This window comes from Pseudonocardia sp. HH130630-07, assembly GCF_001698125.1.
In the GTDB taxonomy this organism is placed as follows: Bacteria; Actinomycetota; Actinomycetes; order Mycobacteriales; family Pseudonocardiaceae; genus Pseudonocardia.
The window spans coordinates 1,877,981-1,901,210 of sequence record NZ_CP013854.1 but is presented as its reverse complement, the minus strand read 5'-3'; the positions used below and the strand labels follow the sequence as shown (position 1 = coordinate 1,901,210).

Below are 23,230 nucleotides of genomic sequence, written 5' to 3'. Positions count from 1 at the left end.
GCGGCACCACCGGACGGCGCCGGGGGTCCCGGTGGCGCCCGGGTGATCGGATCCCGGGCGGCGTCCGGTGCCACCCACGGCACCGGATGCGTCCGAGGATCCGATCACGACCGGGGACGGCCCGGCCTGCGGCCCAGGTGCGCCGTCACCCGGCGTCGAGCGCGTCCAGCAGGGACTGAGCCGTCGGCACGTCGGTGACCAGGCGGTTGAACAGCCCGGCCCGGGCCCCGCTCACGATGCTCGGCACCTTCTCCGTGCCGACGGCGACCGCGATCGTCCGGGCGACCTTCCGCAGCTCGTCGGGGGAGATGCGCACCATCCGCTCGCTGCCCGGGAAGTCGATGGCGTCGCCGTCGGCGCGGTAGAAGTTCAGGCACACGTCGCCGACGCCGGCCCGCAGCCCCTCGTCGTCCAGCGGGACCGAGGTGGAGATGGAGTCCCGGCCGGCCGGCGGCGCGCCGACGCCGACCAGTGCCGCGTCCGCCCGGGCCCAGAAGCCGGTGACCCGCTGGAACTCGGGGTCCTCGACGAGCGTGTGCCGCATCGCCGGTGCCGGCATCGCCTGGGTGAACAGGAAGTTCGGCCGGCCCTGCATCCGCTCGGCCACGGCCCGGGTGATCTCGTTCGTCTGGTGCCAGGCCTCGGGCTCGGCCACCCCGCCCACGGTCGGCACGATCTCCAGCCCCGGCACGGCGGGCAGCGCCTCGTGGCTCAGCTCCCAGACCGTGCGCCCGGACGACACGAGCAGCACGTCCCCGGCGCCCAGGCCGGCCTCGCGCAGCGCCTCGCCGACCGGTTCGGCCAGCGCCGGGCCGAGATCGGTGGCGGCGACCGGGGCCAGCCAGACCTTCTCGATCCCGAGCGCTCCGGCGAGCCGGAGCGCCTCGTCGCCGCCGGTGGCCAGGGTGTCCGGATCGTGCACGGTGATCCGCACGATCCCGACCCGCCGGGCCTCCGCCAGCAGCCGGGACACGGTCGGCCGGGAGACCGAGAGCCGATCCGCGATCGCGGCCTGGTTGAGCTCGTCGAGGTGGTACAGCCGTGCCGCCCGGTACATCAGTCCCAGGTCGCGACGGGTGAATCCGCGCGGAGCCATCGACGTCCCCCTTCGGTCAGGAGCGATCCTGCCGCACGAGCGTACTGCACGTTTGTTCAGGTTGGAACCGATGTGTTGACGGATATTCACGATAGAACGCATGCTCAGAACAGACGCTCATGCAGATGTCCGCATGGCACCAATGGAGGTTCCGCCGTGGCTGTCGAGACAGCGATCCCCACCCGGATGCAGGCCGTGGTCGTACACGGTCCGGAGGACTACCGGCTGGAGGAGGTGGACGTCCCCGAGCCGGGAGCGGGCGAGCTGCTGATGCAGGTCGAAGCCGTCGGGGTGTGTGCGAGCGACCTGAAGTGCTACCACGGCGCCGCGAAGTTCTGGGGCGACGAGAACCGCCCGGCCTGGGCCCAGACCGGTGTCACCCCCGGTCACGAGTTCGTCGGCCGGATCGTCGGTGGTGACGCCGACGGGCTCGCCCGGCACGGCGTCGAGCTCGGCGACCGGGTCGCCTGCGAGCAGATCGTCCCGTGCGAGCAGTGCCGCTACTGCCTGCGCGGCCAGTACTGGATGTGCGGGCCGCACGACATGTTCGGCTTCCGCAACTTCAACGGCGCGATGGCGCAGTACATGCTGGTCCCGACCCGGGCCAGGGTGCACCGGGTCTCGCAGGACCTGGAGGCGCAGCACGCCGCGTTCGCCGAGCCGCTGTCCTGCGCGCTGCACGCCGTCGAGCGGGCCACGATCTCCTTCGACGACGTGGTGGTCGTCGCGGGCTGCGGCCCGATCGGGCTCGGCCTGATCGCCGGGGCCCGGGCGAAGAACCCGCGCCTGCTGATCGCGCTGGACCTCGACGACGACAAGCTCGAGCTCGGCCGCCGCACCGGCGCCGACCTGACGATCAACATCGCCCGCGAGGACGCCGTCGCCCGCGTCCGGGAGCTGACCGAGGGCTACGGCGCCGACGTCTACCTGGAGGGCTCCGGCGCCGTCCCGGCGGTCGCGCAGGGCCTGAACCTGCTGCGCAAGCTGGGCACCTACGTCGAGTACTCGGTCTTCGGCTCGGACGTGACGGTCGACTGGTCGATCATCTCCGACGACAAGGAGCTCGACGTCCGCGGCGCCCACCTCGGCCCGCACTGCTGGCCGGCCGCGATCAAGATGCTGGAGGACGGCAAGCTCCCGATCTCCGACATCTGCACCCACCAGGTGCCCCTCGCGGACTTCCAGAAGGCCCTCGACCTCGTCGGCGACACCTCCGGTGCGTCGGTGAAGGTCTCGATCCTGCCGAACGCCTGAGGGGACCGACGATGAGCAGCGCCGCCATCAACCACTCCGCCGGAGCACCGCACGAGACCTTCCTCGACCGCATCGGGATCCCGCACTCGTTGCGCTGGGGCTTCCTCGGCGTGCTGGTCTTCATGACCGGCAACGGCACCGAGTCCAACTTCATCTCACCGCACATCGAGACGGTCCTCGGCTCGCCCGAGGCGACCGTCGCCACGGTCATCACCGGCTACAGCCTCGCCGTGCTGCTGGCCAGCTACCTGTCCGGTGCGCTGGCCGACCTCTGGGGCCCGCGCCGGGTGATGACGCTCGGCGTCGTCGTCTGGGTGGTCTTCGAGGTCCTGTTCCTGCTGAGCCTGCAGCTCGGCAGCCTGCCGCTGGTCGCGGCCACCTACTTCCTGCGCGGGTTCGGCTACCCGCTCTTCGCGTTCGCCTTCCTGGTGTGGATCAACGTGGTCACCCCCTACGAGCGCAACGGCGTCGCGGTGGGCTGGTTCTACGTGATGTTCACCGGCGGCCTGCCCACCCTGGGCTCGCTGTTCGCGCTGGGCATGATCCCGGCGTTCGGCGGGGCGACCGGTGGCGAGACCGCCGCCATGGTGGGCTCGACCGCGCTGGTCGTGGCCGGGTTCCTGATCGCCCGGTTCGGGGTGAAGGAGGAGCACGCCGACAAGCGGCTCGCCCCCGCGGGCGAGTCGAACGGGCAGGTGCTCACCGCGGGCCTGCGGCTGACCGCCCGGAACCCGAAGATCCTGATGGGCTTCCTGGTCCGGCTGATCAACACCGCGCCGCAGTACGGCATGTTCATCATCCTGCCGACGGTGATCGCGGTGGACCTCGGCTGGGGGCAGAGCCGCTGGCTGACCATGACGGTCTTCGTCTACGCGACGAACATCCTGGTCAACGCGCTGTTCGGGGCGATCGGCGACCGCTGGGGCTGGCGCCGCACCGTGCAGTGGTTCGGGGTGTTCGGCTCCGCCATCGGCCTGCTGCTGTGGTGGTACGTGCCGCAGTTCGTCCCGGCCGGATCGACCTGGGGGTTCTGGGTCTCGGTCGCCGCGGGCTGCATCTTCGGCTGCCTGCTCGCCGGGTTCGTCCCGATGGGCGCGATCATGCCCGCGCTCGCACCCGACCACAAGGGCGCCGCGATGGCCATGTACACCACCGCCGCCGGTGGTGCGGCGTTCCTCGGCTCCGGTGTCGTCGCGCTGATGCTCGCGCTCGGTACCGGCAACGTCGGGGTCGTCTGGGCCTTCGTCGTCCTCTACGCCGCCGCCTTCGTGATGGTCTCGTTCCTCAACGTCCCGCAGGACGCGAGGGAACTCCGCGCGACGGCCGCCGCCCACTGACCACTCCCGGGGCGCTGCCGCCGGACCCGCCTGTGAGGAGGGCGCATGACCAGGATCTTCGATGACCCGGCCGAGTTCGCCGACGACCAGCTCGCCGGTTTCCTCGACCTCTACGCCGACCGCGTCCGCGGGGTGCACGGCGGGGTGGTCGCGCACCGCGGCGAGCAGCCGCAGGTCGCCGTCGTGATCGGCGGCGGGTCCGGGCACTACCCGGCGTTCTGCGGGACGGTCGGCCCGGGCCTGGCCACCGGCGCGGTGGTCGGCAACATCTTCACCTCGCCGTCGGCGGCCCAGGCGTACTCCGTGGGCCGGGCCGCCGACCAGGGCCGGGGCATGATCTTCAGCTTCGGCAACTACGCCGGGGACACCATCAACTTCGGGATCGCCGCCGAGCGGCTGCGGGCCGAGGGGATCGACGCGCGGATCGTCGTCGTCACCGACGACGTCGCCTCCGCCGAGCAGGAGTCGCAGCGCCGCGGGATCGCGGGCGACTTCACGGTCTTCAAGGTCATGGGTGCGGCGGCGGCGCAGGGCCTCGGCATCGACGAGGTCGAGCGGCTCGGCAACGCCGCGAACGCCGCGACCCGGACGCTGGGCGTCGCGTTCTCCGGCTGCACCATGCCGGGCGAGGACGAGCCGCTGTTCACCGTCCCGGAGGGGCACCTCGGCCTCGGGCTGGGCATCCACGGCGAACCCGGGATCCGGGACGTCCCGATGCTCCCGGCCCGCGAGCTGGCCCAGCTGCTGGTGGACGACGTGCTGAAGCACGCGCCGTCGGGGTCCGGGAAGCGGGTCGGGGCGATCCTCAACGGGCTCGGCACCACCAAGTACGAGGAGCTGTTCCTGCTCTGGCGACACGTCGCGCCGCGACTGCGCGACGCCGGGCTCGAGATCGTCGACCCGGAGGTCGGCGAGCTCGTGACCAGCCTGGACATGGGCGGATGCTCGCTGACCCTGATGTGGCTGGACGACGAGCTGGACCCGCTGTGGCGCGCCGACACCTACACCCCGGCCTACCGCAAGGTCGGTGCCCCGCTCGCGGCGCTGCGCGCACCCACCGCCGACGAGCTGGAGCAGGCCCGCGCCGTCGTCACCGCTCCGGAGGCGGGCGACGCGGGGCGCCGGCTGGCGGGGACCGTCCGGGAGGTGCTCGCCGTCGTCGAGACGACGATCCGGGACAACGAGCACGAGCTGGGCCGGATCGACGCCGTCGCCGGGGACGGCGACCACGGCCGCGGCATGGTCAAGGGGATCACCGCCGCGACCGCCCGGATCGCCGAGTGCGACGACGGCACCGGCGGCGGCTGGTTGCTGCAGCAGGCCGGGCAGGCCTGGGCGGAACGGGCCGGCGGGACGTCCGGGGTGCTGTGGGGCGCCGCCCTGGAGTCGCTCGGGCGGCACCTGGGCGACACCGCCGACGGGTACCCGCCGGACGTCGTCGCGGCCGGCGTCCGTGAGTTCGCGACGACGATCCAGCAGCTCGGCGGCGCCGAGCCGGGGGACAAGACGCTGCTCGACGCGCTGCTGCCGTTCGTCGACGAGCTCGAGCGCGGGGTCGGTTCCGGCACCGGCCTGGCGCGGGCCTGGACCGCCGCCGCGGACACCGCGACGGCGAGCGCCCGCCGGACCGCCGAGCTGCGGCCGCGGATCGGCCGGGCCCGCCCACTGGCGGAGAAGAGCGTGGGCACGCCGGACGCGGGCGCGACGTCGATGGCGTTGATCGTCACCGCCGTCGGGACCGTCCTGACATCGCAGGAGGAGCGGAAGTGAGCGAGAAGCTGCGCATCGTGGTCGGCGCCGACGACGCCGGTGTCGACTACAAGGAGATCCTCAAGGCCGATCTGCTGGCCGACGACCGGGTGGCCGAGGTGATCGACGTCGGCGTCGGTGCGGACGGGCACACCGCGTACCCGCACATCGGCGTCGCCGCGGCCCGCACGGTCGCCGAGGGACGGGCGGACCGGGCGCTGCTGGTGTGCGGCACCGGGCTCGGCGTCGCGATCTCGGCGAACAAGGTGCCCGGCATCCGGGCGGTGACCGCGCACGACACGTTCTCGGTGGAGCGCTCGGTGAAGTCCAACGACGCCCAGGTGCTGTGCTTCGGCCAGCGCGTCGTCGGGATCGAGCTGGCCCGCCGGCTGGCCGCGGAGTGGCTGGACCACCGGTTCGACCCGGAGTCGGCGTCGGCGGCCAAGGTCGCCGCGCTGAACAGCTACGACAGCCGTGACGGCGACCGGCTCGCCGGATCCGGCACGGCCGGGACGGACTGCTGATGTTCGACCTGGGCGGGAGGGTCGCGCTGGTCACCGGGGCCGCGTCCGGGATCGGGGCGGAGACGGCGCGGGCGCTCGCCGCGGCCGGTGCCACGGTCGCCGGGGCCGACCTGCGCCCGGAGTCCCTGGACCACTGCGCGTCCGGGCACCGGGCCGACGTGTCCGATCCCGACTCGGCCCGGGCCGCCGTCGCCGAGGTGGCGGCCCGGCACGGCCGGATCGACGTGCTCGTCAACTCGGCCGGGATCGCGTTGCTCGCCCCGGCGCTGGATCTGGGGATCACCGAGTGGCGGCGCACCCTGGAGGTCAACCTCACCGGGTCGTGGCTGATGGCCCAGGCCGCGGGCGCGCTCATGGTCGAGCAGGGATACGGCCGGATCGTGAACCTCGCCTCGCAGGCGGCGAGCAGCGGTCTGGAGTCGCACGCCGCCTACTGCGCGTCGAAGGCCGGGATCAACGGCCTGACCCGGACGCTGGCCGTCGAGTGGGGGCCGCACGGGGTGACCGTGAACGCGGTGTCGCCGACCGTGGTGCTCACCGACCTGGGCCGCAAGGTCTGGGACAACCCGGCGGGCGACGCGCACCGGGCCGAGATCCCGGCCCGGCGGTTCGCCGAGCCGACCGAGGTGGCGGCGGCGGTGGTCTACCTGGCCTCGTCCGAGGCGGCGATGGTCAACGGCACCGAGCTGAAGGTGGACGGCGGCTTCACCGCCCGCTGACCGGACCGCCGTGTGCAGCTCATCCGGGGTTCACGTCGGTACGGCCCAATAGGCGTCATGAGCACACTGCTGGTGTCGCTGTCCGGCCTGACCGACGGCGACGACGCCGACCTGGCCCGCGCCGCCACCTTCGCCTCCGAGCTGTACGGGCGGCACGTGCCGCTGACCCACCTCGTGCAGCCCAAGGGCCCGGACGGTCCGCTGCGCCGCGGCGACGCGCTCGTCGGGTGGATCACCGAGCGGGTCGCGGCCGGCGACGACCTGCTGCTGCACGGCTTCGACCACACCGGGTCCCCACTCGGCGTCCGGCCGGTCGGCGCGGTCGGGCGGATGCGGCGGCGCAGCGAGTTCGGCGCGCTGCCCCGGCACGAGGCGACGCTGCGGCTGACCGGCGCCCGCCGGCTCCTCGCCGCGACCGGCCTGTCCACCGACGGGTTCGCCCCGCCCGGCTGGGCGGCGTCCCCCGGGACCGTCCTGGCGCTCGCCGACCTCGGGTTCACCCTGTGCGCCGACGAGACGTCCCTGGGGACGCCCGGCGGCCCGGTGCACCGGGCGAAGGTGCTCACCTTCCGCAGCACCGAGCCGTGGCTCGCCGACCGGGCCGCGGGCGACCGGCGTCGCGGACGCGCCCTGTGGCACCAGGCCGTGCGGACCGCCGAGCGTGGCGGCATCGTCCGGATCGCCGTGCGCGCCAAGGACCTGCGCACCGACCGGCGGGTCAGCGCGGCGCTGGAGGCGATCGACGCGGCCCGCGCCGCCGGGGCGGTCCCGGCGGTGCACCGCGGCATGGTTCCGGCCCTTCCGGCGGCCGCCTGACCACGGGATCGGGGCAGTTGTCCACAGTGTGTGTTCTGCTGTGGACAACCCTGTATCCCTGTGGACGGATCCGTCAACGGACCGCCAGGTCGGCGGTGACACCGGCGAGCACTGCCCGCGCCCGATCGCGTTCGGCGGCGACCGTCCACAAACGGTCGGTGAGCCGGTGGTAGACGGTCACCTCGTCGTCGTCCTCGATCCGGATCTCGGCGGTGATGTTCTCGATCAGAACGACATCGTCGAGCAGCCAGTAGCCGTGCATGGGCATGTACGGCATCTGCTGGTTCAGCGGGAGGATCCCGAACCGGACCGACGGCAGGCCGATCAGCGCGGTCAGCCGGTCGAGCTGGGCCGCCATGATCTCGGGCGGGGCGACCGGGTACCGCAGGGCGGCCTCGGCCACGAGGATCTCGATCGTCCTGGTGGTGTCGTACAGGAGATTCTGCCGAGTCATCCGCGCGACCACGGCAGAGTCGACGTCGAGGTCGAGTCCGTGCAGGTCGGCGTGCAGAGCGAAGACATGCCGGGCGTAGTCGGGGATCTGCACGAGGCCGGGCACGACGCCGAAGTCGACCGCGCGGATCCGGGCGGCATCCTGCTCGTCGGTGGCGGCTCGCCGCTGACGGTTGCGATAGCCGCCGCTCGCCAGGGTGCGACGCCACGACGCGTACTCGACCCGGAGATCTACCAACGTCTCGATCAGCTCGGCCGCAACCGACTCCGATGCACCCGTGGCAGCGCACCACGCGATGACGTCGGAGTCGCCTGCGATCTGCCGGCCGGTCTCCAGCTTCGAGATCTTCGAGGTCGGCCATTCGAGTCGGTCGGCGAGTTGCCGCCCGGAGAGTTCGCTCTCGTCCCGCAGCGCACGGAGGCGGCCGCCGACCTCGACGCGGCGACGGTCGATGTCGGTCACGGGCTCCTCGGTCGGGGTGTCGTCAACTCGGTGGACTCGGCTCGGCGTGTTGCCAGGCGCTGTTCTTCCAGGCGAGGTGTCGGGCGAGGGTATCGGGGTCGTCACGCACCTCGGTGGTGAGGAGACGGCCCGCCGGTGAGAAGTGCAGGATCGCGATCCGGGCGTCGTCGAAGATCCAGAAGTCGTACCGTTGCGGCAGTCCGAGCGAGCTCGCCTGCTCTGTGGTCAGGCTGCGGATGTCCTCTCCGGCCGCCGCATTGTGGGCAGCGACAGCCATCTCGAAATCCTGGTACGGCGTCGGTGGGTCGGCGAGCACCCGAACCCGTTCGAAGCGCCGGCCGGCGACGGTGGCGTTCTCGACGCCGATCAGCCATTCGGAGAGGTAGGACACGTCTACTTCACCGGACTCGGCGAAGCGCCGGAACGGCTCGATCTCCTCGTCCACCTCGTAGGCGGGGTAGGTCTCCAACCGCCAGGCCGAACGCCGGAAGGTGGCGAACAGCCCGGCGAAGTCCGGGCCGGGCTCGACCCACCGCGTCACTCGGCGACCCGGGGGAGGAAGGTCGCCAGTGCCTTCGGTATCGCCACGACGGTCTCGTGATCGGGGATACCGATACCGCGGGCGGCGACCTGGGCCAGGACGTCGGGATCGGTGACGATCGAGCCCTGGATCAGGTACTCGGTCTCGGTCTCGTACGCGGTCGGGCAACTGCCACCGGTCGAGGTGGTGCCCAGGAATCGGATCGTCGTCATAGCGGTCTCCCACGGTCGGCGTTCTGCTGCTCGGCCGGCATCGGCCGGTTCCATGGAAGCGCGAGCCCGACGAGGAGAATATCGGCCATACAGGTGGAAGTTCTCTGAGAAGTTCTAAAATTTCTCGCACCTGCCCGCGCAGTGGTGCAGGATCCCTCTTGTGGCAACCGCTGAAGCCGACGAGTCATCTGCATCGCGACGCTCCATGATCGCCGGTGAACAGGCGGAGGGTTCGTGATGAAGGTGGATGCCTACGTCGAGGTCGAGCCGGGTACGGGCGTGTCGTACGACCTGCTCCCGGTCGAGCAGATGATCGAGATCGAGATCGGCTCTGCCCTCGTGCACACCGGGAGTGCGTTACGCCTGCAGTTCTCCGACCCGGACACCCTGGCGCGGCTCGCGCAGGTGGCGACCGCCGCGCGGTACGCGCTCACGACGGGGTACCGATCGCCGGAGTCGGTTTGCGCCCGACGCCTCCCGGACGTGTAACCGGTCCCTGTGACAGCGGTGCACACCACCCGGGACCGCGAACCGCGCGCACGAGTCCACCGGTCCGGCGCACCCGTCGTCCCGCAGGCGATCCACGGTCCTCTACGGGGCAGGGCTTCGCGCGGCCGAAGCGCTGATGCGGGGCCTGCACCGTCGAAGCGCGGTCCGTTCCGTGGCGGCCACGGTCCGTCGTCGCCACGTCGGTGTCGGGGCGGGGCGAGCAGACGGGCCGACGCAGTGAACTCTCGCGGGTCCTCTTCCGGAGGCCGTGGATTCACCGGACCCGGCGGTGAGTCCAGTCCGGGACACCCCGGGGGCCGGCCCGCCCGGGCGTCCTCAGCACGGGCGGCTCGCCGACCACCACTCACCGGGGCCGGCCCCGCCCCGGCCCGGTCTCCGGGTACGAGCCGGTCGAACGGCACGCCACCTGTCCCGTTACTTGGCTGCAGGGCTCACCGTGTGCCACTCGGCGGGTAGCGGCCCGTTCCCGGACCAGGCAGCGCCCCCGGGCGCCGATACCCGCGCCGAGATGCACGTCAGCGGGCCGAGAGACGCTCCGGCGCCCCTTCCTGTGCATCTCGGCACGGGTGCCTCGGCCCGGTCCCCGTGCCCCGGCGCGGGGCGGCCGCCCGCGATGGCTGCGCCACCGCCGGTGCGCCTCTGACCCGTCCGGACGCGACGGGTCCTCCGGTGCCCCCGGGGTGCAGTCGCCGATCGTGCGGGCGCCCGTCCGCACGGCCTCGCACGCAGTCCCCGGATCCGCACGGGGCCGGGCCCGGTGCGGGCTCGACGACCGCGTGCGGCGCCGATGATTCCGTGCGGCGCCGCGACCCGACGCGGTGCCGACTCCGTGCGGTGCCCGGAAACCCGTGCGAGCCGACGAGCCCGTGCGGGCCGAGAAGCCGAGCGGAGCCGAGGAACCCCGCGCCCGGGAACCGGGAGGCGCCGGGGCGCGGTCAGCTCCGCAGCTCACCCAGGACGCAGAACTCGTTCCCCTCCGGATCGGCGAGGACGGTCCACGGCTCGTCGCTGTGCTGCCCGACGTTGACCCGGGTCGCCCCCAGCATCAGCAGCCGGGCGACCTCGGAGTCCCGGACCCCGTCCGGACGCAGGTCGATGTGCATCCGGTTCTTCGTCCGCTTGCCCTCCTGCACCGAGACGAAGATCAGCCCGGGGGTGACGCCCTCGGCCGGCTGGATCTCGAACTCGTCCCGCGACGGGTTGACCACCACCCAGTCCAGCGCCTCGGCCCACCAGCGGCCCAGGCGTACCGGATCGCGGGCGTCGACCACGGCCTGCTCCCACCGCATGCCCATCAGAGACCGACCGCCACGCCCCGGTCCGGGACCAGCATCGTCGTGGCGTCCGGGCGCAGGTTCTCGAAGAACCGGTAGTGCATCGCCGGGTCGGCCAGGGTCTGCTCGTGGATCGGCACCACCGTCCGGGGCGCCACCGTGCGCAGGTAGTCGACGGCCTCGGAGATCTTCAGCCAGGGCGCGCCGGTCGGCAGCAGCAGCGTCGTGAGGTCGTCGACGCCGGGCGGGACGTAGGCGTCGCCGGGGTGCAGCAGCGCGCCGTCGACCAGGTAGCCGTTGTTCGCGACGATCGGGATGGCGGAGTGGATCTCGGCGTGGTCCCCGGTCCCGACGACGGCGACCTCGGCCCCGCCGAGCGTCAGCCGGTCACCGGGGGCGGCGGTCCTGGCGTCGATGCCGTCGAGCTGCCCTGCGGTCTGCCCGTCGGTGACCAGGGCCGCGTCCGGGTTGCGGCGCAGCAGGTCCTGCAGCGTCCCGGCGACGACGTGGTCGGCGTGCTGGTGGGTGACGAGGATCGCGTCGAGACCGTCGAGCGACTCGAAGCCCGCGGAGAACGCGCCCGGGTCGAACAGCAGCCGGGCGGCTCCGGTGTCGACCAGGACGCAGGCGTGGCCGTAGTGCGTCAGGTGCATGGGCCCAGCATCCCCGTTCCGGCCCCGGTCGTGCGGACCGGCGGGGCCCGGCGCGTCGCGACCGATGAGTTCGGCGCCCACGGCCGGTCCTGATGGGTGTGGACACGCACACACTGCACCTGCCCGACGCCGACATCGTCTACGACGTGCACGGACCCGATCCGGAACCGGGCCGGCGGACGCTGGTCGCCGTCGGCCAGCCGATGGACGCCACCGGGTTCCGCGCGCTCGCCGCACGCCTGCCCGACCGCCGCGTCGTCGCCTACGACCCGCGCGGCCTGGGCCGCAGCACCCGGCGCGACGGCCGCGCCGACTACGACCCGCCGACCCTGGCCGCGGACGTGCACGCACTGATCACCGCGATCGGTGGCCCGGTGGACGTGTTCGCCAGCAGCGGCGGCGCGGTGACGGCACTCGCCCTGGTCGCCACGCACCCCGGCGACGTCGCGGTGCTGGTGGCGCACGAGCCCCCGGCGATCGCCGTGCTGCCCGACGCCGACGCCGCCCGGCGCGGCTGGGCCCAGGCGGAACGGGCCTACACCGAGGGCGGCTTCGGCGCGGGGATGGCCGAGTTCATCCGGTACACCTCCTGGAGCGGGGAGTTCACCGCGGACTACGTCACGGCCGGGCCCGCCGACCCGGCCGCGTTCGGCCTCCCCACCGACGACGACGGCAGCCGCGACGACCCGCTGCTGTCCGGCTGCTCCACGGCGGTCATCGAGTACGTCCCCGACCCGGTCGCGCTCGCCGCCGCCGGCACCCGGATCGTCCTCGCGGCGGGGGTGGAGAGCGGGGACACCGTCACGGCCCGGGCCGCACGCGGCGTCGCGGCCCTGCTCGGGCAGGAGGCGGCGGTGTTCCCGAGCCACCACGGCGGGTTCGCCGACGGTGAGTTCGGCTGGGCCGGCGCCCCGGACGAGTTCGCCGCCGAGCTGCGCCGGGTGGTCGGGTAGCCCGGGTCAGCCCGCGTGCGCCCGGAGGACCGCCTCCTCGTCGGTGCTGCTCAGCCCGGCCGTGCGGGTGCGATCGAGGCCCAGCTCGCGCTCCCGGTCCAGCGCGGCGTCCGCGGTCTCGCCGAGCGGCCGGGCCTGCAGGCCCGCGTCGAGGGTGGCGGTCACGTCCCGGTCCGCCATCCCCCACAGCTCCTCCGGCAGCCACAGTGGCAGCGACCGCGGCCCGGACCAGATCGACACCCCGGCGGCCTGCAGCACCGGCACCGGCACCCGGACCAGTTCGAGGTCCGGCGTCCCGACGGCGGCCGCCACCTCGCGCAGGATCCGGTCGAGGGTGGACCGGGGCCCGGTCCCGTCGAAGGTCCCGGTGGTTCCGGACTCCGCGCACCGGACGATCCACCCGGCGAGGTCGCGGACGTCGACGACCTGTATGGGCTGTTCCGGAACGTCCGGGACGACGGCCCGGCCGCCGCGGGAGAACCGGGCCGCCCAGTACCCGAACCGGTCGGAGAGGTCGCCCGGCCCGACCATGAGGCCGCCGCGCACCACGAGCGCCTTCTCGCCGAGTCGTTCCCGGACCAGCTGCTCGCTGCCGGTCTTGGCCGCCCCGTAGAGGTCCGGGTCGGTGTGCTGCCGGGCCCGGTCCGGCTCCTCCAGCAGCGGCGGCAGCGTGGCCGACCGGGCGGTGCCGCCGCGCTCGGACAGGTCGGCGTAGGCGTTGATCGAGGAGACGAACGTCCAGTGCCCGGCCCGGTCCCCGACCGCGTCGAGCGCGTCGGCGACCCACGGGGCGGACATCGTCGCGACGTCGACGACGGCGTCGAACGACTCCCCGGCCAGTGCCGCGGCCAGCTCGCCGGGCACCGAACGGTCCGCCCGGAGCACCCGTGCCCCGGCCGGGGCGGAGCCGGAGACCCCGCGGGACACGCAGGTCACGTCGTGCCCGGCGGCGAGTGCGGCGGTGGCGACGGCACGGGACAGGAAGATCGTTCCACCCAGGACGAGGATGCGCATGGGCCGATCCTGCGGCCCGGGCGCCGTGGTGTCAGCCCTGTTCACCGTGGGCGCAGCGATCCGCGTGGAGCGAACCTCTAGGCTGGCGGCGTGGCCAGAGTGGTGGTGGACGTGATGCCCAAGCCCGAGATCCTCGACGTTCAGGGTCAGGCCGTGACCCGGGCGCTGGGCCGGATCGGCGTGTCCGGGGTGAGCGGCGTGCGGCAGGGCAAGCACTTCGAGCTCGACGTCGACGACGCGATCGACGACGAGACCCTGCACCGGCTCGCCGGCTCGTTGCTGGCGAACCCGGTGATCGAGGACTGGACGGTGACCCGGCTGTGAGCGGTGCGACCGGTCGCGTCGGTGTGATCACCTTCCCCGGGACCCTCGACGACGTCGACGCCGCCCGCGCCGTCCGGCGCGCCGGTGCCGAGGCCGTCCCGCTGTGGCACGGGGACCACGACCTGCGCGGGGTCGACGCGGTCGTCGTGCCGGGCGGGTTCTCCTACGGCGACTACCTGCGGGCGGGCGCGATCGCCTCGCTCGCCCCGATCATGACCGAGGTCGTCGAGGCCGCCGGGCGCGGCCTCCCGGTGCTCGGCATCTGCAACGGCTTCCAGATCCTCTGCGAGGCGCACCTGCTGCCCGGCGCGCTCGTCGCGAACGCTGGGATGCACTTCGTGTGCCGCGACGTCGGGCTGACCGTGGCGAACACGCGGACCGCCTGGACCGGCGACTACACCGACGGGGACACCCTGCTGATCCCGCTGAAGTCGCAGGAGGGCCGCTACGTCGCCGACGCGGCCACCCTCGACGAGCTGGAGGGCGAGGGCCGGGTGGTGTTCCGCTACCGGGGTGGCGCCCCGAACGGCGCGTCCCGCGACATCGCCGGGATCACCAACGCGACCGGCACCGTCGTGGGGCTCATGCCGCACCCGGAGCACGCGACGAGCGCCCTGACCGGACCGTCGTCGGACGGTCTCGGTCTGTTCACCTCGGTGCTGCGGACCGCGGTCGCCGGCTGACCGGCGCACGGTGGTCGGCGGCGCCCGTGGGCCGCCGACTACCCTGGCGCCGTGACGAATCCCGCCGCCCAGGTGTCCGTCGATTCCGTCAAGCAGGCCGAGGCGACACCGGACCAGCCGCAGCCCTACCGTGAGCTCGGGCTGAAGGACGACGAGTACGCCCGCATCCGGGACATCCTCGGCCGCCGGCCCACCGACGCCGAGCTGGCCATGTACTCGGTCATGTGGAGCGAGCACTGCTCGTACAAGTCGTCGAAGGTGCACCTGCGCTACTTCGGTGAGACCACGACCGACGAGATGCGCGCGAGCATGCTCGCGGGGATCGGCGAGAACGCCGGTGTGGTGAGCATCGGCGACGGCTGGGCGGTGACCTTCAAGGTCGAGTCGCACAACCACCCGTCATACGTGGAGCCCTACCAGGGCGCCGCGACCGGTGTCGGCGGCATCGTCCGGGACATCATGGCGATGGGCGCCCGCCCGATCGCGGTCGGCGACCCGCTGCGGTTCGGCCCGCTCGACGCCGACGACACCACCAGGGTGCTGCCCGGCATCGTCGCCGGGGTCGGTGGCTACGGCAACTGCCTCGGCCTGCCGAACGTCGCGGGCGAGGTCGTCTTCGACCCGTCGTACGCGGGGAACCCGCTGGTCAACGCGCTCTGTGTGGGTGCGCTCAAGACCGAGGACCTGCACCTGGCGTTCGCGTCGGGCACCGGCAACAAGATCATCCTGTTCGGGGCGACGACCGGTCTCGACGGCATCGGCGGGGTCTCCGTGCTGGCCTCGGAGACGTTCGACGCCTCCTCGGCCGGCGGCGGGCGCAAGAAGCTGCCGTCGGTGCAGGTCGGGGACCCGTTCACGGAGAAGGTCCTGATCGAGTGCTGCCTGGAGCTGTTCGCGGCCGGGCTGGTCGTCGGCATCCAGGACCTCGGCGGTGCCGGACTGTCCTGCGCGACCTCGGAGCTGGCCTCCGCCGGTGACGGCGGCATGTACGTCGACCTCGACACCGTCCCGCTGCGCGCCACCGGCATGACCGCCGCCGAGATCCTCTCCTCGGAGTCCCAGGAGCGGATGTGCGCGGTCGTGACGCCGGAGAACGTCGAGGCGTTCCTGGCCGTCTGCCGCAAGTGGGACACGATCGCCACGGTGATCGGCGAGGTCACCGACGGCGACCGGCTCGTCATCACCTCCGGCGGCGAGACCGTGGTCGACGTCCCGCCGCGCACCGTCGCCCACGAGGGCCCGGTCTACGAGCGCCCGGTGGCCCGCGACGACGCCGCCCAGGACGCGCTGAACGCCGACGACCCGTCGACCCTGCCCCGGCCGGAGACGCCCTCGGAGCTGCGGGCCGAGCTGCTGCGGATGGCGGCGGCGCCGAACCTGTCGTCGAGGTCCTGGGTGACCGAGCAGTACGACCGCTACGTCCGGGGCAACACGGTCGCCGCGCACGGTGCGGACGCCGGTGTGGTCCAGGTGGACGAGCAGACCGGCCGCGGGATCTCGGTCGCCACCGACTGCAACGCCCGGTTCGTCGCGCTCGACCCGTACACCGGCGCCCAGCTGGCGCTGGCCGAGGCCTACCGCAACGTCGCCACCTCGGGTGCGGTGCCGCTGGCCGTCACCGACTGCCTGAACTTCGGCTCGCCGGAGGACCCGCACGTCATGTGGCAGTTCCAGCAGGCGGTGCGCGGCCTCGCCGACGGCTGCGCGGTCCTGGGCACCCCGGTGACCGGCGGCAACGTGAGCTTCTACAACCAGACCGGCAGCACCGCGATCCTGCCGACCCCGGTCGTCGGCGTGCTCGGCGTGATCGACGACGTCACCACCGCGGTGCCCTCCGGGTTCGCCGGTGCCGACGACGAGGCGGTGATCCTGCTGGGGCGCACGGCCGAGGAGTTCGGCGGTTCGGAGTGGGCACACGAGGTGCACGGCCACCTCGGCGGCACCCCGCCGACCGTCGACCTGGAGCACGAGCGGCGCCTGGCCGGGCTGCTCGCCGCGGCCGCGTCCGACCGGGTGCTGACCGGCAGCCACGACCTCTCCGACGGCGGGCTCGGGCACGCGCTGGTCGAGGCGGTACTGGCCGGTGGCCGGGGCGCGACGATCGACCTGGCGGTGGTGCACGACGACACGTTCACCGCGCTGTTCGCCGAGTCCGCCGGCCGGGTGCTGGTGACCGTCGCCGACGCCGCGGCGTTCCTGGAGCGGGCGGCCGCGGCCGGCGTCCCGGCGGTCCGGATCGGCACCACCGGCGGATCGGCGCTGCGGTTCGGCGACGCCGCCGGTGAGCTGGAGATCGACGAGCTGCGCGGTGCGTGGGAGGGCACGCTGCCGGCCCGGTTCGGGCCGGTCTCGGTGTGACCCCGGCCGAGGGCGTGCCCCCGGGCGAGGGCGCGGCCCCCGGCGAGCGGTCGACCCCCGGCGTGGGCGCCGCCCCGGATGCGGGCGCGGAACTCGGCGGGGACGTCCTGATCGGCTGGGTCCGTGGTGGCCCGCAGCCGGACCGGGCGGTGCGCAAGGCCGCGGTCCGGGAGTGGCTGCAGGAGCTGACCCGCCGCGCGCCGGGGCACAGCGTCGAGGTCCGGGTGCCGCCGTTCGGCGCGGTGCAGTGCATCGACGGGCCCCGGCACACCCGGGGCACCCCGCCGAACGTCGTCGAGACCGACCCGCGGACCTGGATCGGGCTGGCGATCGGGGAGCTGGCCTGGGCCGACGCCGTGGGGTCCGGCGCGCTGCAGGCGTCCGGCTCCCGGGCCGCGGAGGTCGCGGACCTGTTGCCGCTGCGCTGAGCGCGGCACGGTGTGACCACCCGGATGCACAGCGCAACGTGGGGTGACGTCCGTCCGAAGACCTGGGTCGACGCGGTGGTGCGCGCGTACGATCACCCCTGGTCCGGTACGCCAGTCGAGGAGCGCCGCGTTGAGTTCCGCTCGGGACACCACCGTCAGCCCTGCCACCACCGCACGATGTGACGCACCCGATGCGCTCCTCGACGACGACCCCGCACCCCGTGAGGAGTGCGGGGTCTTCGGCGTCTGGGCGCCGGGCGAGGACGTCGCGAAGATGACCTACTACGGGCTCTACGCGCTGCAGCACCGCGGCCAGGAGGCCGCCGGGATCGCCGTCTCCGACGGCAAGCGCATGGTCGTGTTCAAGGATCTCGGCCTGGTCAGCCAGGTGTTCGACGAGCAGACCCTGTCGTCGTTGCGCGGCAGCCTCGCCGTCGGGCACTGCCGCTACTCCACCACCGGGGCCACGACCTGGGAGAACGCCCAGCCGACCTTCCGGACGACCGCCACCGGGTCCGGGCTGGCACTGGGCCACAACGGCAACCTCGTCAACACCGCCCAGCTGCGCGACGACGTCTCGAAGCTGGAGAACCGCACCCGGCCCGGGCTGCGCGCGACCACCGACTCCGATCTCGTCACCGAGCTGCTGGCGGCCGGCGCCGCGGACCTCGGCGTGTACGAGGCCGCGATGCGGCTGCTGCCCCGGCTGCGCGGCGCGTTCTCGCTGACCTTCGCCGACGAGACGACGCTGTACGCCGCACGGGACTCGCACGGGGTGCGCCCGCTGGTGCTCGGGCGGCTCGAACGCGGCTGGGTGGTGGCCTCGGAGACCGCGGCGCTGGACATCGTCGGGGCCTCGTTCGTCCGCGAGGTGGAGCCCGGCGAGCTCATCGCGATCGACGCCGACGGCATCCGCAGCCAGCGCTTCGCCGCCCCGGAGCCCAAGGGCTGCGTGTTCGAGTACGTCTACCTGGCCCGGCCGGACACCCACATCGCCGGCCGCTCGGTCTACGACACCCGGGTCGAGATCGGCCGGCGGCTGGCCGAGGAGCACCCGGTCGACGCCGACCTGGTCATCCCGGTCCCGGAGTCCGGCACCCCGGCCGCGATCGGGTACGCCCAGGGCTCCGGCATCCCCTACGGCCAGGGCCTGGTGAAGAACGCCTACGTCGGCCGCACTTTCATCCAGCCCAGCCAGACGATCCGCCAGCTCGGCATCCGGCTGAAGCTGAACCCGTTGCGCAACGTCATCCGGGGCAAGCGCCTGGTCGTCGTCGACGACTCGATCGTGCGCGGCAACACCCAGCGGGCGCTGGTCCGGATGCTCCGCGAGGCCGGTGCCCTGGAGGTGCACGTGCGCATCGCGTCCCCGCCGGTCCGCTGGCCGTGCTTCTACGGGATCGACTTCGCCAGCCGGGCCGAGCTGATCGCGAACGGTGCCGACGCCGAGGGTGTCCGCCGCTCGATCGGCTCGGACACGCTGGGCTACGTCTCGGTCGAGGAGATGGTGGCCGCCTCCGAGCAGCCGCGCTCCCGGCTGTGCTGCGCGTGCTTCGACGGCGAGTACCCGATCGCGCTCCCGGAGGAGGCGCAGCTCGGCAAGCACCTCCTTGAGGACATCCCCTCCGAAACCTCCGGCGCCGCGGTGTCGTCGCCCGCCCGCCCGGATCCGGGCCCGTTGGCCGTCGGCTACGGTGCGGGGGAGGCGTTGAGCCGGCCCTGAGCCGTTCTGCGCCCGAGAAGACCCCGTCCGCACGCCTGCTTTCCCTGGAGAACCGACCCATGCCCTCGACCGAGTCCGGCCCTGCCAGCTACGCATCGGCGGGGGTGGACATCGATGCGGGGGAACGGGCCGTCGAGCAGTTCCGCCCGTTCGCCGAGAAGGCCACCCGGCCCGAGGTCATGGGTGGCATCGGCGGTTTCGCCGGGCTGTTCGCGGCGAAGTTCGGCAAGTACTCCGAGCCGGTGCTCGCCGCCTCCACCGACGGCGTCGGGACGAAGGTCGCGATCGCGCAGGCGATGGACAAGCACGACACCATCGGCCAGGACCTGGTCGCGATGGTCGTCGACGATCTCGTCGTCTGCGGTGCCGAGCCGCTGTTCCTGCAGGACTACATCGCCGTCGGGAAGCTGGTCCCGGACCAGGTCGCGACGCTGGTCCGCGGCATCGCCGACGGCTGCCAGCAGGCGGGCTGCGCACTGCTGGGCGGGGAGACGGCCGAGCACCCCGGCCTGATGGAGGAGGGCGGGTACGACCTGTCCGCCACCGGAGTCGGCATCGTCGACGCCGAGAAGATGCTGCGCCCGGACCGGGTCCGCCCGGGGGACGTGCTCGTCGCGCTCGCCTCCTCCGGCCTGCACTCCAACGGCTACTCGCTGGCCCGCCACGTCCTGCTCGACATCGCGCGGCTGCCGCTGGAGGGCGAGCTCGAGGAGTTCGACCACTCCCTCGGCGAGGAACTGCTCGTCCCGACCCGGATCTACGCCAAGGACTGCCTGGCGATCACGGCCGAGACCGGCGTGCGCACGTTCTCCCACGTCACCGGCGGTGGGCTCGCCCGGAACCTGGAGCGGGTGCTGCCGGACGGGCTCGCGGCGACCGTCGAGCGCGGCTCCTGGACGCCGGCCCCGATCTTCAAGCTGATCCAGAGCCGGGGCCGGGTCGACCGGGCCGAGATGGAGAAGACGTTCAACATGGGCGTCGGCATGGTCGCGGTGCTGCCCCCGGAGGACGTCGACCGCGCGCTCGCCGTGCTGACCGCCCGGCACGTCCCGGCCTGGGTCCTCGGCGAGGTCGCCCGGACCGGTGACGTCGAGGGCGCCGACTCCGGCGAGCTCGGCGCCCGGGTGCTGCTGCGCGGGGAGCACCCCCGCTTCTGAGCGGGCGCCCGGCGCGTACGGCCGGGCTCCCTCAGCCGACCGGCTGCACGCGCTCGCCCGTCCGGTGCGACTCGCGCAGCATCGGCGGGTGCAGGGCGGTCGCCGCCCCGCGCCGGAACAGCCGGGGCGGGCGGCCGCGGCCGCCGGTCACCAGCGTCGCCGTCGGGACCAGGAAACCCTCGGTCGAGGTGACCTTGCGCTGGAAGTTGCGGGGGTCCAGCGAGGTGCTCCAGACGGCCTCGTAGACCCGGCGCAGATCGGTGACGGTGAACTCCGGCGGGCAGAACGACGCCGCGAGCGTCGTGTACTCCAGTTTGGACTTCGCCCGCTCGACGCCGTCGGACAGGATCCGCTCGTGGTCGAACGCCAGCGGGCCGACGGCGTCGACCGGGCACCAGGCCGACGCGGTGGCGCCGCCACCGGGCGTGGGCTCCGGCATGTCCGGGACGAACGCGAGGTACCCGACCGACAGCACCCGGCCCCGCGGATCGCGATCGGGTGCCGCGTAGCTCGCCAGCTGCTCCAGATGGCCCACGACGGCGTGGCCGGTGTCGGAGCCGGTCTCCTCGCCGAGCCGCCTGCTCGCCGTGTGCACGAGGTCCTCGTCCGGCAGGACGAAACCACCCGGCAACGCCCACGCACCGGCGAAGGGCCGTTCACCCCGCTCGATGAGCAGGACGTGCAGCCGGTCGGACCGCACCGTGAGCACGACGAGGTTCACGGCGACCGCGAAGAGGTTGCCGCGCATGTCGTGACCACCTCGGACGGGACGGAACCAGGGACGGCGACCCGGGCCGGGTCGTGGACATGATCTTGCCCTATCCGGTCGGCCGGGCGGAACCGCCCGGTACGACCGGCGTGCCGCCCGTATCGACGAGCGGGCCACCCGGCCCTGCGCACACCACGGCGCCCGGGCGGGGCAGGGACTACCGTCCCCGGCTCACCCGGACGTCGGGGCGTGGCTCAACGACGGGGGTCGTCGCCCTCGTCGTTGTACTTCGCGGCGAGGTCGTCGTACTCCCCGTAGTCGTCATCGCGGTTGTCAGTAGTCACCGCCGTCACGCTACCGATCTCGGCCTGCAAGGCGTCGAGATCCATAGAAGGGGAGCTGTACTTGAGCTCACGGGCCACCTTCGTCTGCTTGGCCTTGGCTCGTCCACGCCCCATGGCAGGTCCCCCTTACAACAGGGAAGGGGCGGCCCGGTCAGTTGACACGACCCGGCGGCCCCTCTCGTCTCATCAATGTCGTGCTTACAACCGTACCCTGCGCACCCCGGTATGTGCGACGCGGCACCGCCGTCGTCACAGGTGTGGGTGCGAGGGGCCACCGGGGCCACCCGCCCGCCCGTGCTCCGGGGCGGGTGCGGCCCGGATCTCAGCCGGGGCGCCCCGCGGCGCGGTCCCGGGCGGCCCGCCCGGGTGGCGGGCGCTCCGGGTCGGCCTCGTAGGAGTCCGGGTCGATCGCGGCGGGCGACACCCGGTCGTCGGCACCGGCGGTCAGCTCGGCGTCCACCGGCACGGAGCGTTTCATCAGCGCCAGCGCGACCGGGCCCAGCTCGTGGTGCTGCACGATCGTGCCCACCCGGCCGACGGCGCGGCCGTCGCGGAGCACCGGGTCGCCGGTCCGCGGCAGCTCCTCGTCACCGCCGTCGAGGTGCAGCAGGACCAGCCGGCGCGGCGGGCGGCCCAGGTTCGCGACCCGGGCGACCGTCTCCTGGCCCCGGTAGCAGCCCTTGGTCAGGTGCACCGCCGAGCCGATCCAGCCGACCTCGTGCGGGATGGTGCGGTCGTCGGTGTCGAGGTGCAGCCGGGGGATCCGGGACTCGACCCTGGCCGCCTCGAACGCGATCGTGCCCGCGGCCCGCGCCCCGGCCGCGACGAGTGCCGCACGGTGCTCCTCGGCCTCCGCGCGGGGGACGACGACGTCCGCGGCGTCCCGGCCGGGGCCGGGGGTCCGGCGGACGAAACCGGCGCCCGGCAGCGCGACGACGCCGTGCGGGGCGTCGGGCACCGGCAGCCCGGCGCCGCCGAGCACCTGCGCGGTCTCCGGCCCCACCACCGTGAGCACGGCCAGCTCGGCGGTCGCGTCCCGCGGCGACACGTCGGACCAGAAGACCATCTTGCCCAGGTAGTCGAGCAGCGCGGCGCCGTCACCCGGTTCGGTGTCGAGATGGACCGCGTCGGCGGTCACCGCGACCCCCATGTGGTGCAGCACACGACCCTGGATGTCGAGTACCAGCGCCTCGGTCCCGGTCCCCGGCGGGAGCTCGCTCACGTGCTGGGTGAGCAGCAGGTGCAGCCAGGACAGGCGTTCGGACCCGGTCACCACCAGCACGTCGCGGTGGCCCCGGTCGACGACGGCGGCCGAGCGGGCCATCGCCCGCTGCTCGGCGGGCGGGTCGCCGTGGTGGGCCGGGACGGCGGCGTCCGGCTCCGGTGCCTGGTCGGTGGCCGGTTCGGTTCCGGATGCGGTCATCGTTCTCCCTCCGCGCTCTGCGGTGCGCGCACCCGATCGGTGGGACCGGTGCAGTCCGCGCAGGTACCCGAGAGCGCCACGTGCGTGGCGTCCAGCCGGAAGCCGAGGTCGCCGAGCGTGCGTTCGGCCACATCGGACAGCAGTTCGATGGGGGCCTCGTCGACCCGCCCGCAACGGTGGCAGACCAGATGGACGTGCCGGTGCTGGTGCTCGGAGTAGGTCGGGGCGCCGTGCCCGAGGTGGGCGTGCCGGACGACCCCGAGCTCCTCGAGCAGGTCCAGCGTGCGGTAGACGGTGGTGATGTTGACGGCCGGTGCGGTCTGCTGGACCCGCGTGCACACCTGCTCCGGCGTGGCGTGCCCCAGGTCGCGGACCGCGTCCAGGACCAGTTGTCGTTGAGGGGTCATCCGCAGCCCGCGCTCGTGCAGCGTGCCCTTCAGCGAGGAGTCCACCCACCCGATGGTAGGCGCTGCGACCGGCGCGGTGGTGGCCCGTCGCGTCCCCCGCACGGCA

At 73.4% G+C, this 23,230-nt stretch carries 25 protein-coding genes; 14 read left to right on the top strand and 11 right to left on the bottom strand.

Annotated features, from left to right (window positions below):
- Positions 1-145: 145 nt before the first annotated feature.
- The gene (locus AFB00_RS09160; protein ID WP_068796873.1) at positions 146-1,096 is read right to left on the bottom strand and encodes a sugar-binding transcriptional regulator; all 951 of its coding nucleotides are present in this window, start codon (positions 1,094-1,096) and stop codon (positions 146-148) included.
- A gap of 156 nt (positions 1,097-1,252) precedes the next feature.
- Between AFB00_RS09160 and AFB00_RS09155 the strand changes: the two genes are divergently transcribed.
- The 6 genes from AFB00_RS09155 to AFB00_RS09130 are packed head-to-tail and all read left to right on the top strand — an operon-like array spanning position 1,253 to position 7,495.
- Positions 1,253-2,350: an alcohol dehydrogenase catalytic domain-containing protein gene (locus AFB00_RS09155; protein WP_269466026.1), complete on the top strand. Its 1,098-nt coding sequence runs from the start codon at positions 1,253-1,255 to the stop codon at positions 2,348-2,350.
- Between the two features lie 11 nt (positions 2,351-2,361).
- Positions 2,362-3,687, top strand: a complete 1,326-nt coding sequence (locus tag AFB00_RS09150; RefSeq protein WP_068796872.1) for an RbtT/DalT/CsbX family MFS transporter — start codon at positions 2,362-2,364, stop codon at positions 3,685-3,687.
- A 45-nt stretch (positions 3,688-3,732) separates the two neighbouring features.
- A complete protein-coding gene (locus tag AFB00_RS09145; RefSeq protein ID WP_068796871.1) occupies positions 3,733-5,457 on the top strand; it encodes a dihydroxyacetone kinase family protein in 1,725 nt (574 codons plus the stop codon).
- On the top strand, positions 5,454-5,960 hold the full coding sequence (locus tag AFB00_RS09140; protein ID WP_068796870.1) for a ribose-5-phosphate isomerase: 507 nt from the start codon (positions 5,454-5,456) through the stop codon (positions 5,958-5,960). The genes AFB00_RS09145 and AFB00_RS09140 overlap by 4 nt, the downstream gene beginning before the upstream one ends.
- Positions 5,960-6,679 (top strand): GolD/DthD family dehydrogenase, encoded by a 720-nt coding sequence (locus AFB00_RS09135; protein ID WP_068796869.1) that lies wholly within the window; start codon positions 5,960-5,962, stop codon positions 6,677-6,679. The genes AFB00_RS09140 and AFB00_RS09135 overlap by 1 nt, the downstream gene beginning before the upstream one ends.
- 57 nt (positions 6,680-6,736) lie before the next feature.
- Positions 6,737-7,495: a DUF2334 domain-containing protein gene (locus tag AFB00_RS09130; RefSeq protein WP_083275382.1), complete on the top strand. Its 759-nt coding sequence runs from the start codon at positions 6,737-6,739 to the stop codon at positions 7,493-7,495.
- A gap of 73 nt (positions 7,496-7,568) precedes the next feature.
- Here the strand turns inward: AFB00_RS09130 and AFB00_RS09125 are convergent, their stop codons facing one another.
- From AFB00_RS09125 to AFB00_RS09115, 3 genes are read right to left on the bottom strand one after another with little or no spacing between them, the layout of a single operon-like run.
- Complete coding sequence (locus AFB00_RS09125; RefSeq protein WP_068796868.1) at positions 7,569-8,411, bottom strand: helix-turn-helix domain-containing protein; 843 nt, start codon at positions 8,409-8,411, stop codon at positions 7,569-7,571.
- Positions 8,412-8,433: 22 nt separating this feature from the next.
- On the bottom strand, positions 8,434-8,952 hold the full coding sequence (locus AFB00_RS09120; protein ID WP_068796867.1) for a DUF6879 family protein: 519 nt from the start codon (positions 8,950-8,952) through the stop codon (positions 8,434-8,436).
- Positions 8,949-9,164 carry a hypothetical protein gene (locus tag AFB00_RS09115; RefSeq protein WP_068796866.1) on the bottom strand — a complete coding sequence of 72 codons (216 nt, stop codon included), beginning with the start codon at positions 9,162-9,164 and terminating at the stop codon, positions 8,949-8,951. The genes AFB00_RS09120 and AFB00_RS09115 overlap by 4 nt, the downstream gene beginning before the upstream one ends.
- 243 nt (positions 9,165-9,407) lie before the next feature.
- On the opposite strand from AFB00_RS09115, the gene AFB00_RS09110 reads away from it, so the two are divergent.
- On the top strand, positions 9,408-9,653 hold the full coding sequence (locus AFB00_RS09110; RefSeq protein ID WP_156819461.1) for a hypothetical protein: 246 nt from the start codon (positions 9,408-9,410) through the stop codon (positions 9,651-9,653).
- A gap of 956 nt (positions 9,654-10,609) precedes the next feature.
- Here the strand turns inward: AFB00_RS09110 and AFB00_RS09105 are convergent.
- Both AFB00_RS09105 and AFB00_RS09100 read right to left on the bottom strand, forming a co-directional pair.
- Positions 10,610-10,969, bottom strand: a complete 360-nt coding sequence (locus AFB00_RS09105) for a VOC family protein (RefSeq protein WP_068796864.1) — start codon at positions 10,967-10,969, stop codon at positions 10,610-10,612.
- Positions 10,969-11,601, bottom strand: a complete 633-nt coding sequence (locus AFB00_RS09100; protein ID WP_068800140.1) for an MBL fold metallo-hydrolase — start codon at positions 11,599-11,601, stop codon at positions 10,969-10,971. The genes AFB00_RS09105 and AFB00_RS09100 overlap by 1 nt, the downstream gene beginning before the upstream one ends.
- 92 nt (positions 11,602-11,693) lie before the next feature.
- Between AFB00_RS09100 and AFB00_RS09095 the strand changes: the two genes are divergently transcribed.
- The gene (locus AFB00_RS09095; protein ID WP_197519803.1) at positions 11,694-12,554 is read left to right on the top strand and encodes an alpha/beta fold hydrolase; all 861 of its coding nucleotides are present in this window, start codon (positions 11,694-11,696) and stop codon (positions 12,552-12,554) included.
- Positions 12,555-12,560: 6 nt separating this feature from the next.
- Here the strand turns inward: AFB00_RS09095 and AFB00_RS09090 are convergent, their stop codons facing one another.
- Entirely contained in the window at positions 12,561-13,568 is a 1,008-nt protein-coding gene (locus AFB00_RS09090) for an NAD-dependent epimerase/dehydratase family protein (protein WP_068796863.1), read from the bottom strand.
- Between the two features lie 90 nt (positions 13,569-13,658).
- Here AFB00_RS09090 and purS point away from each other — a divergent pair, with 90 nt between their 5' ends.
- The 6 genes from purS to purM all read left to right on the top strand — a co-directional run bounded on the left by purS (position 13,659) and on the right by purM (position 20,241).
- Complete coding sequence (gene purS / locus AFB00_RS09085; protein WP_068796862.1) at positions 13,659-13,892, top strand: phosphoribosylformylglycinamidine synthase subunit PurS; 234 nt, start codon at positions 13,659-13,661, stop codon at positions 13,890-13,892.
- On the top strand, positions 13,889-14,575 hold the full coding sequence (purQ, locus tag AFB00_RS09080; RefSeq protein ID WP_068796861.1) for a phosphoribosylformylglycinamidine synthase subunit PurQ: 687 nt from the start codon (positions 13,889-13,891) through the stop codon (positions 14,573-14,575). Before purS ends, purQ begins: the two co-directional genes overlap by 4 nt.
- Positions 14,576-14,626: 51 nt before the next feature.
- Positions 14,627-16,933, top strand: a complete 2,307-nt coding sequence (purL, locus tag AFB00_RS09075) for a phosphoribosylformylglycinamidine synthase subunit PurL (protein WP_068796860.1) — start codon at positions 14,627-14,629, stop codon at positions 16,931-16,933.
- 62 nt (positions 16,934-16,995) lie between these two features.
- A complete protein-coding gene (locus tag AFB00_RS09070; RefSeq protein WP_197519905.1) occupies positions 16,996-17,361 on the top strand; it encodes a sterol carrier family protein in 366 nt (121 codons plus the stop codon).
- Positions 17,362-17,491: 130 nt separating this feature from the next.
- The gene (gene purF / locus AFB00_RS09065; RefSeq protein WP_068796859.1) at positions 17,492-19,084 is read left to right on the top strand and encodes an amidophosphoribosyltransferase; all 1,593 of its coding nucleotides are present in this window, start codon (positions 17,492-17,494) and stop codon (positions 19,082-19,084) included.
- A 59-nt stretch (positions 19,085-19,143) separates the two neighbouring features.
- Positions 19,144-20,241: a phosphoribosylformylglycinamidine cyclo-ligase gene (purM, locus tag AFB00_RS09060; RefSeq protein ID WP_068796858.1), complete on the top strand. Its 1,098-nt coding sequence runs from the start codon at positions 19,144-19,146 to the stop codon at positions 20,239-20,241.
- A gap of 31 nt (positions 20,242-20,272) precedes the next feature.
- On the opposite strand, the gene AFB00_RS09055 is transcribed toward purM, so the two are convergent.
- From AFB00_RS09055 to AFB00_RS09040, 4 genes are all read right to left on the bottom strand, one after another.
- Positions 20,273-20,989 carry an NUDIX hydrolase gene (locus AFB00_RS09055; protein WP_068796857.1) on the bottom strand — a complete coding sequence of 239 codons (717 nt, stop codon included), beginning with the start codon at positions 20,987-20,989 and terminating at the stop codon, positions 20,273-20,275.
- Positions 20,990-21,204: 215 nt separating this feature from the next.
- Positions 21,205-21,408: a DUF3073 domain-containing protein gene (locus tag AFB00_RS09050; RefSeq protein WP_068796856.1), complete on the bottom strand. Its 204-nt coding sequence runs from the start codon at positions 21,406-21,408 to the stop codon at positions 21,205-21,207.
- A 208-nt stretch (positions 21,409-21,616) separates the two neighbouring features.
- Positions 21,617-22,717: a CAF17-like 4Fe-4S cluster assembly/insertion protein YgfZ gene (ygfZ, locus tag AFB00_RS09045; RefSeq protein ID WP_068796855.1), complete on the bottom strand. Its 1,101-nt coding sequence runs from the start codon at positions 22,715-22,717 to the stop codon at positions 21,617-21,619.
- A complete protein-coding gene (locus AFB00_RS09040) occupies positions 22,714-23,124 on the bottom strand; it encodes a Fur family transcriptional regulator (RefSeq protein ID WP_068800137.1) in 411 nt (136 codons plus the stop codon). Before AFB00_RS09040 ends, ygfZ begins: the two co-directional genes overlap by 4 nt.
- Positions 23,125-23,230: the final 106 nt, after the last annotated feature.

Bases quoted from the DNA above. Each gene is read 5' to 3' on its own strand.
- AFB00_RS09160 (WP_068796873.1), bottom strand. From the start codon at position 1,096: ATGGCTCCGCGCGGATTCACCCGTCGCGACCTGGGACTGATGTACCGG.
- AFB00_RS09150 (WP_068796872.1), top strand. From the start codon at position 2,362: ATGAGCAGCGCCGCCATCAACCACTCCGCCGGAGCACCGCACGAGACC.
- AFB00_RS09145 (WP_068796871.1), top strand. From the start codon at position 3,733: ATGACCAGGATCTTCGATGACCCGGCCGAGTTCGCCGACGACCAGCTC.
- AFB00_RS09135 (WP_068796869.1), top strand. From the start codon at position 5,960: ATGTTCGACCTGGGCGGGAGGGTCGCGCTGGTCACCGGGGCCGCGTCC.
- AFB00_RS09130 (WP_083275382.1), top strand. From the start codon at position 6,737: ATGAGCACACTGCTGGTGTCGCTGTCCGGCCTGACCGACGGCGACGAC.
- AFB00_RS09115 (WP_068796866.1), bottom strand. From the start codon at position 9,164: ATGACGACGATCCGATTCCTGGGCACCACCTCGACCGGTGGCAGTTGC.
- AFB00_RS09105 (WP_068796864.1), bottom strand. From the start codon at position 10,969: ATGGGCATGCGGTGGGAGCAGGCCGTGGTCGACGCCCGCGATCCGGTA.
- AFB00_RS09100 (WP_068800140.1), bottom strand. From the start codon at position 11,601: ATGCACCTGACGCACTACGGCCACGCCTGCGTCCTGGTCGACACCGGA.
- AFB00_RS09095 (WP_197519803.1), top strand. From the start codon at position 11,694: ATGGGTGTGGACACGCACACACTGCACCTGCCCGACGCCGACATCGTC.
- AFB00_RS09090 (WP_068796863.1), bottom strand. From the start codon at position 13,568: ATGCGCATCCTCGTCCTGGGTGGAACGATCTTCCTGTCCCGTGCCGTC.
- purM (WP_068796858.1), top strand. From the start codon at position 19,144: ATGCCCTCGACCGAGTCCGGCCCTGCCAGCTACGCATCGGCGGGGGTG.
- AFB00_RS09055 (WP_068796857.1), bottom strand. From the start codon at position 20,989: ATGCGCGGCAACCTCTTCGCGGTCGCCGTGAACCTCGTCGTGCTCACG.
- AFB00_RS09050 (WP_068796856.1), bottom strand. From the start codon at position 21,408: ATGGGGCGTGGACGAGCCAAGGCCAAGCAGACGAAGGTGGCCCGTGAG.
- ygfZ (WP_068796855.1), bottom strand. From the start codon at position 22,717: ATGACCGCATCCGGAACCGAACCGGCCACCGACCAGGCACCGGAGCCG.
- AFB00_RS09040 (WP_068800137.1), bottom strand. From the start codon at position 23,124: ATGACCCCTCAACGACAACTGGTCCTGGACGCGGTCCGCGACCTGGGG.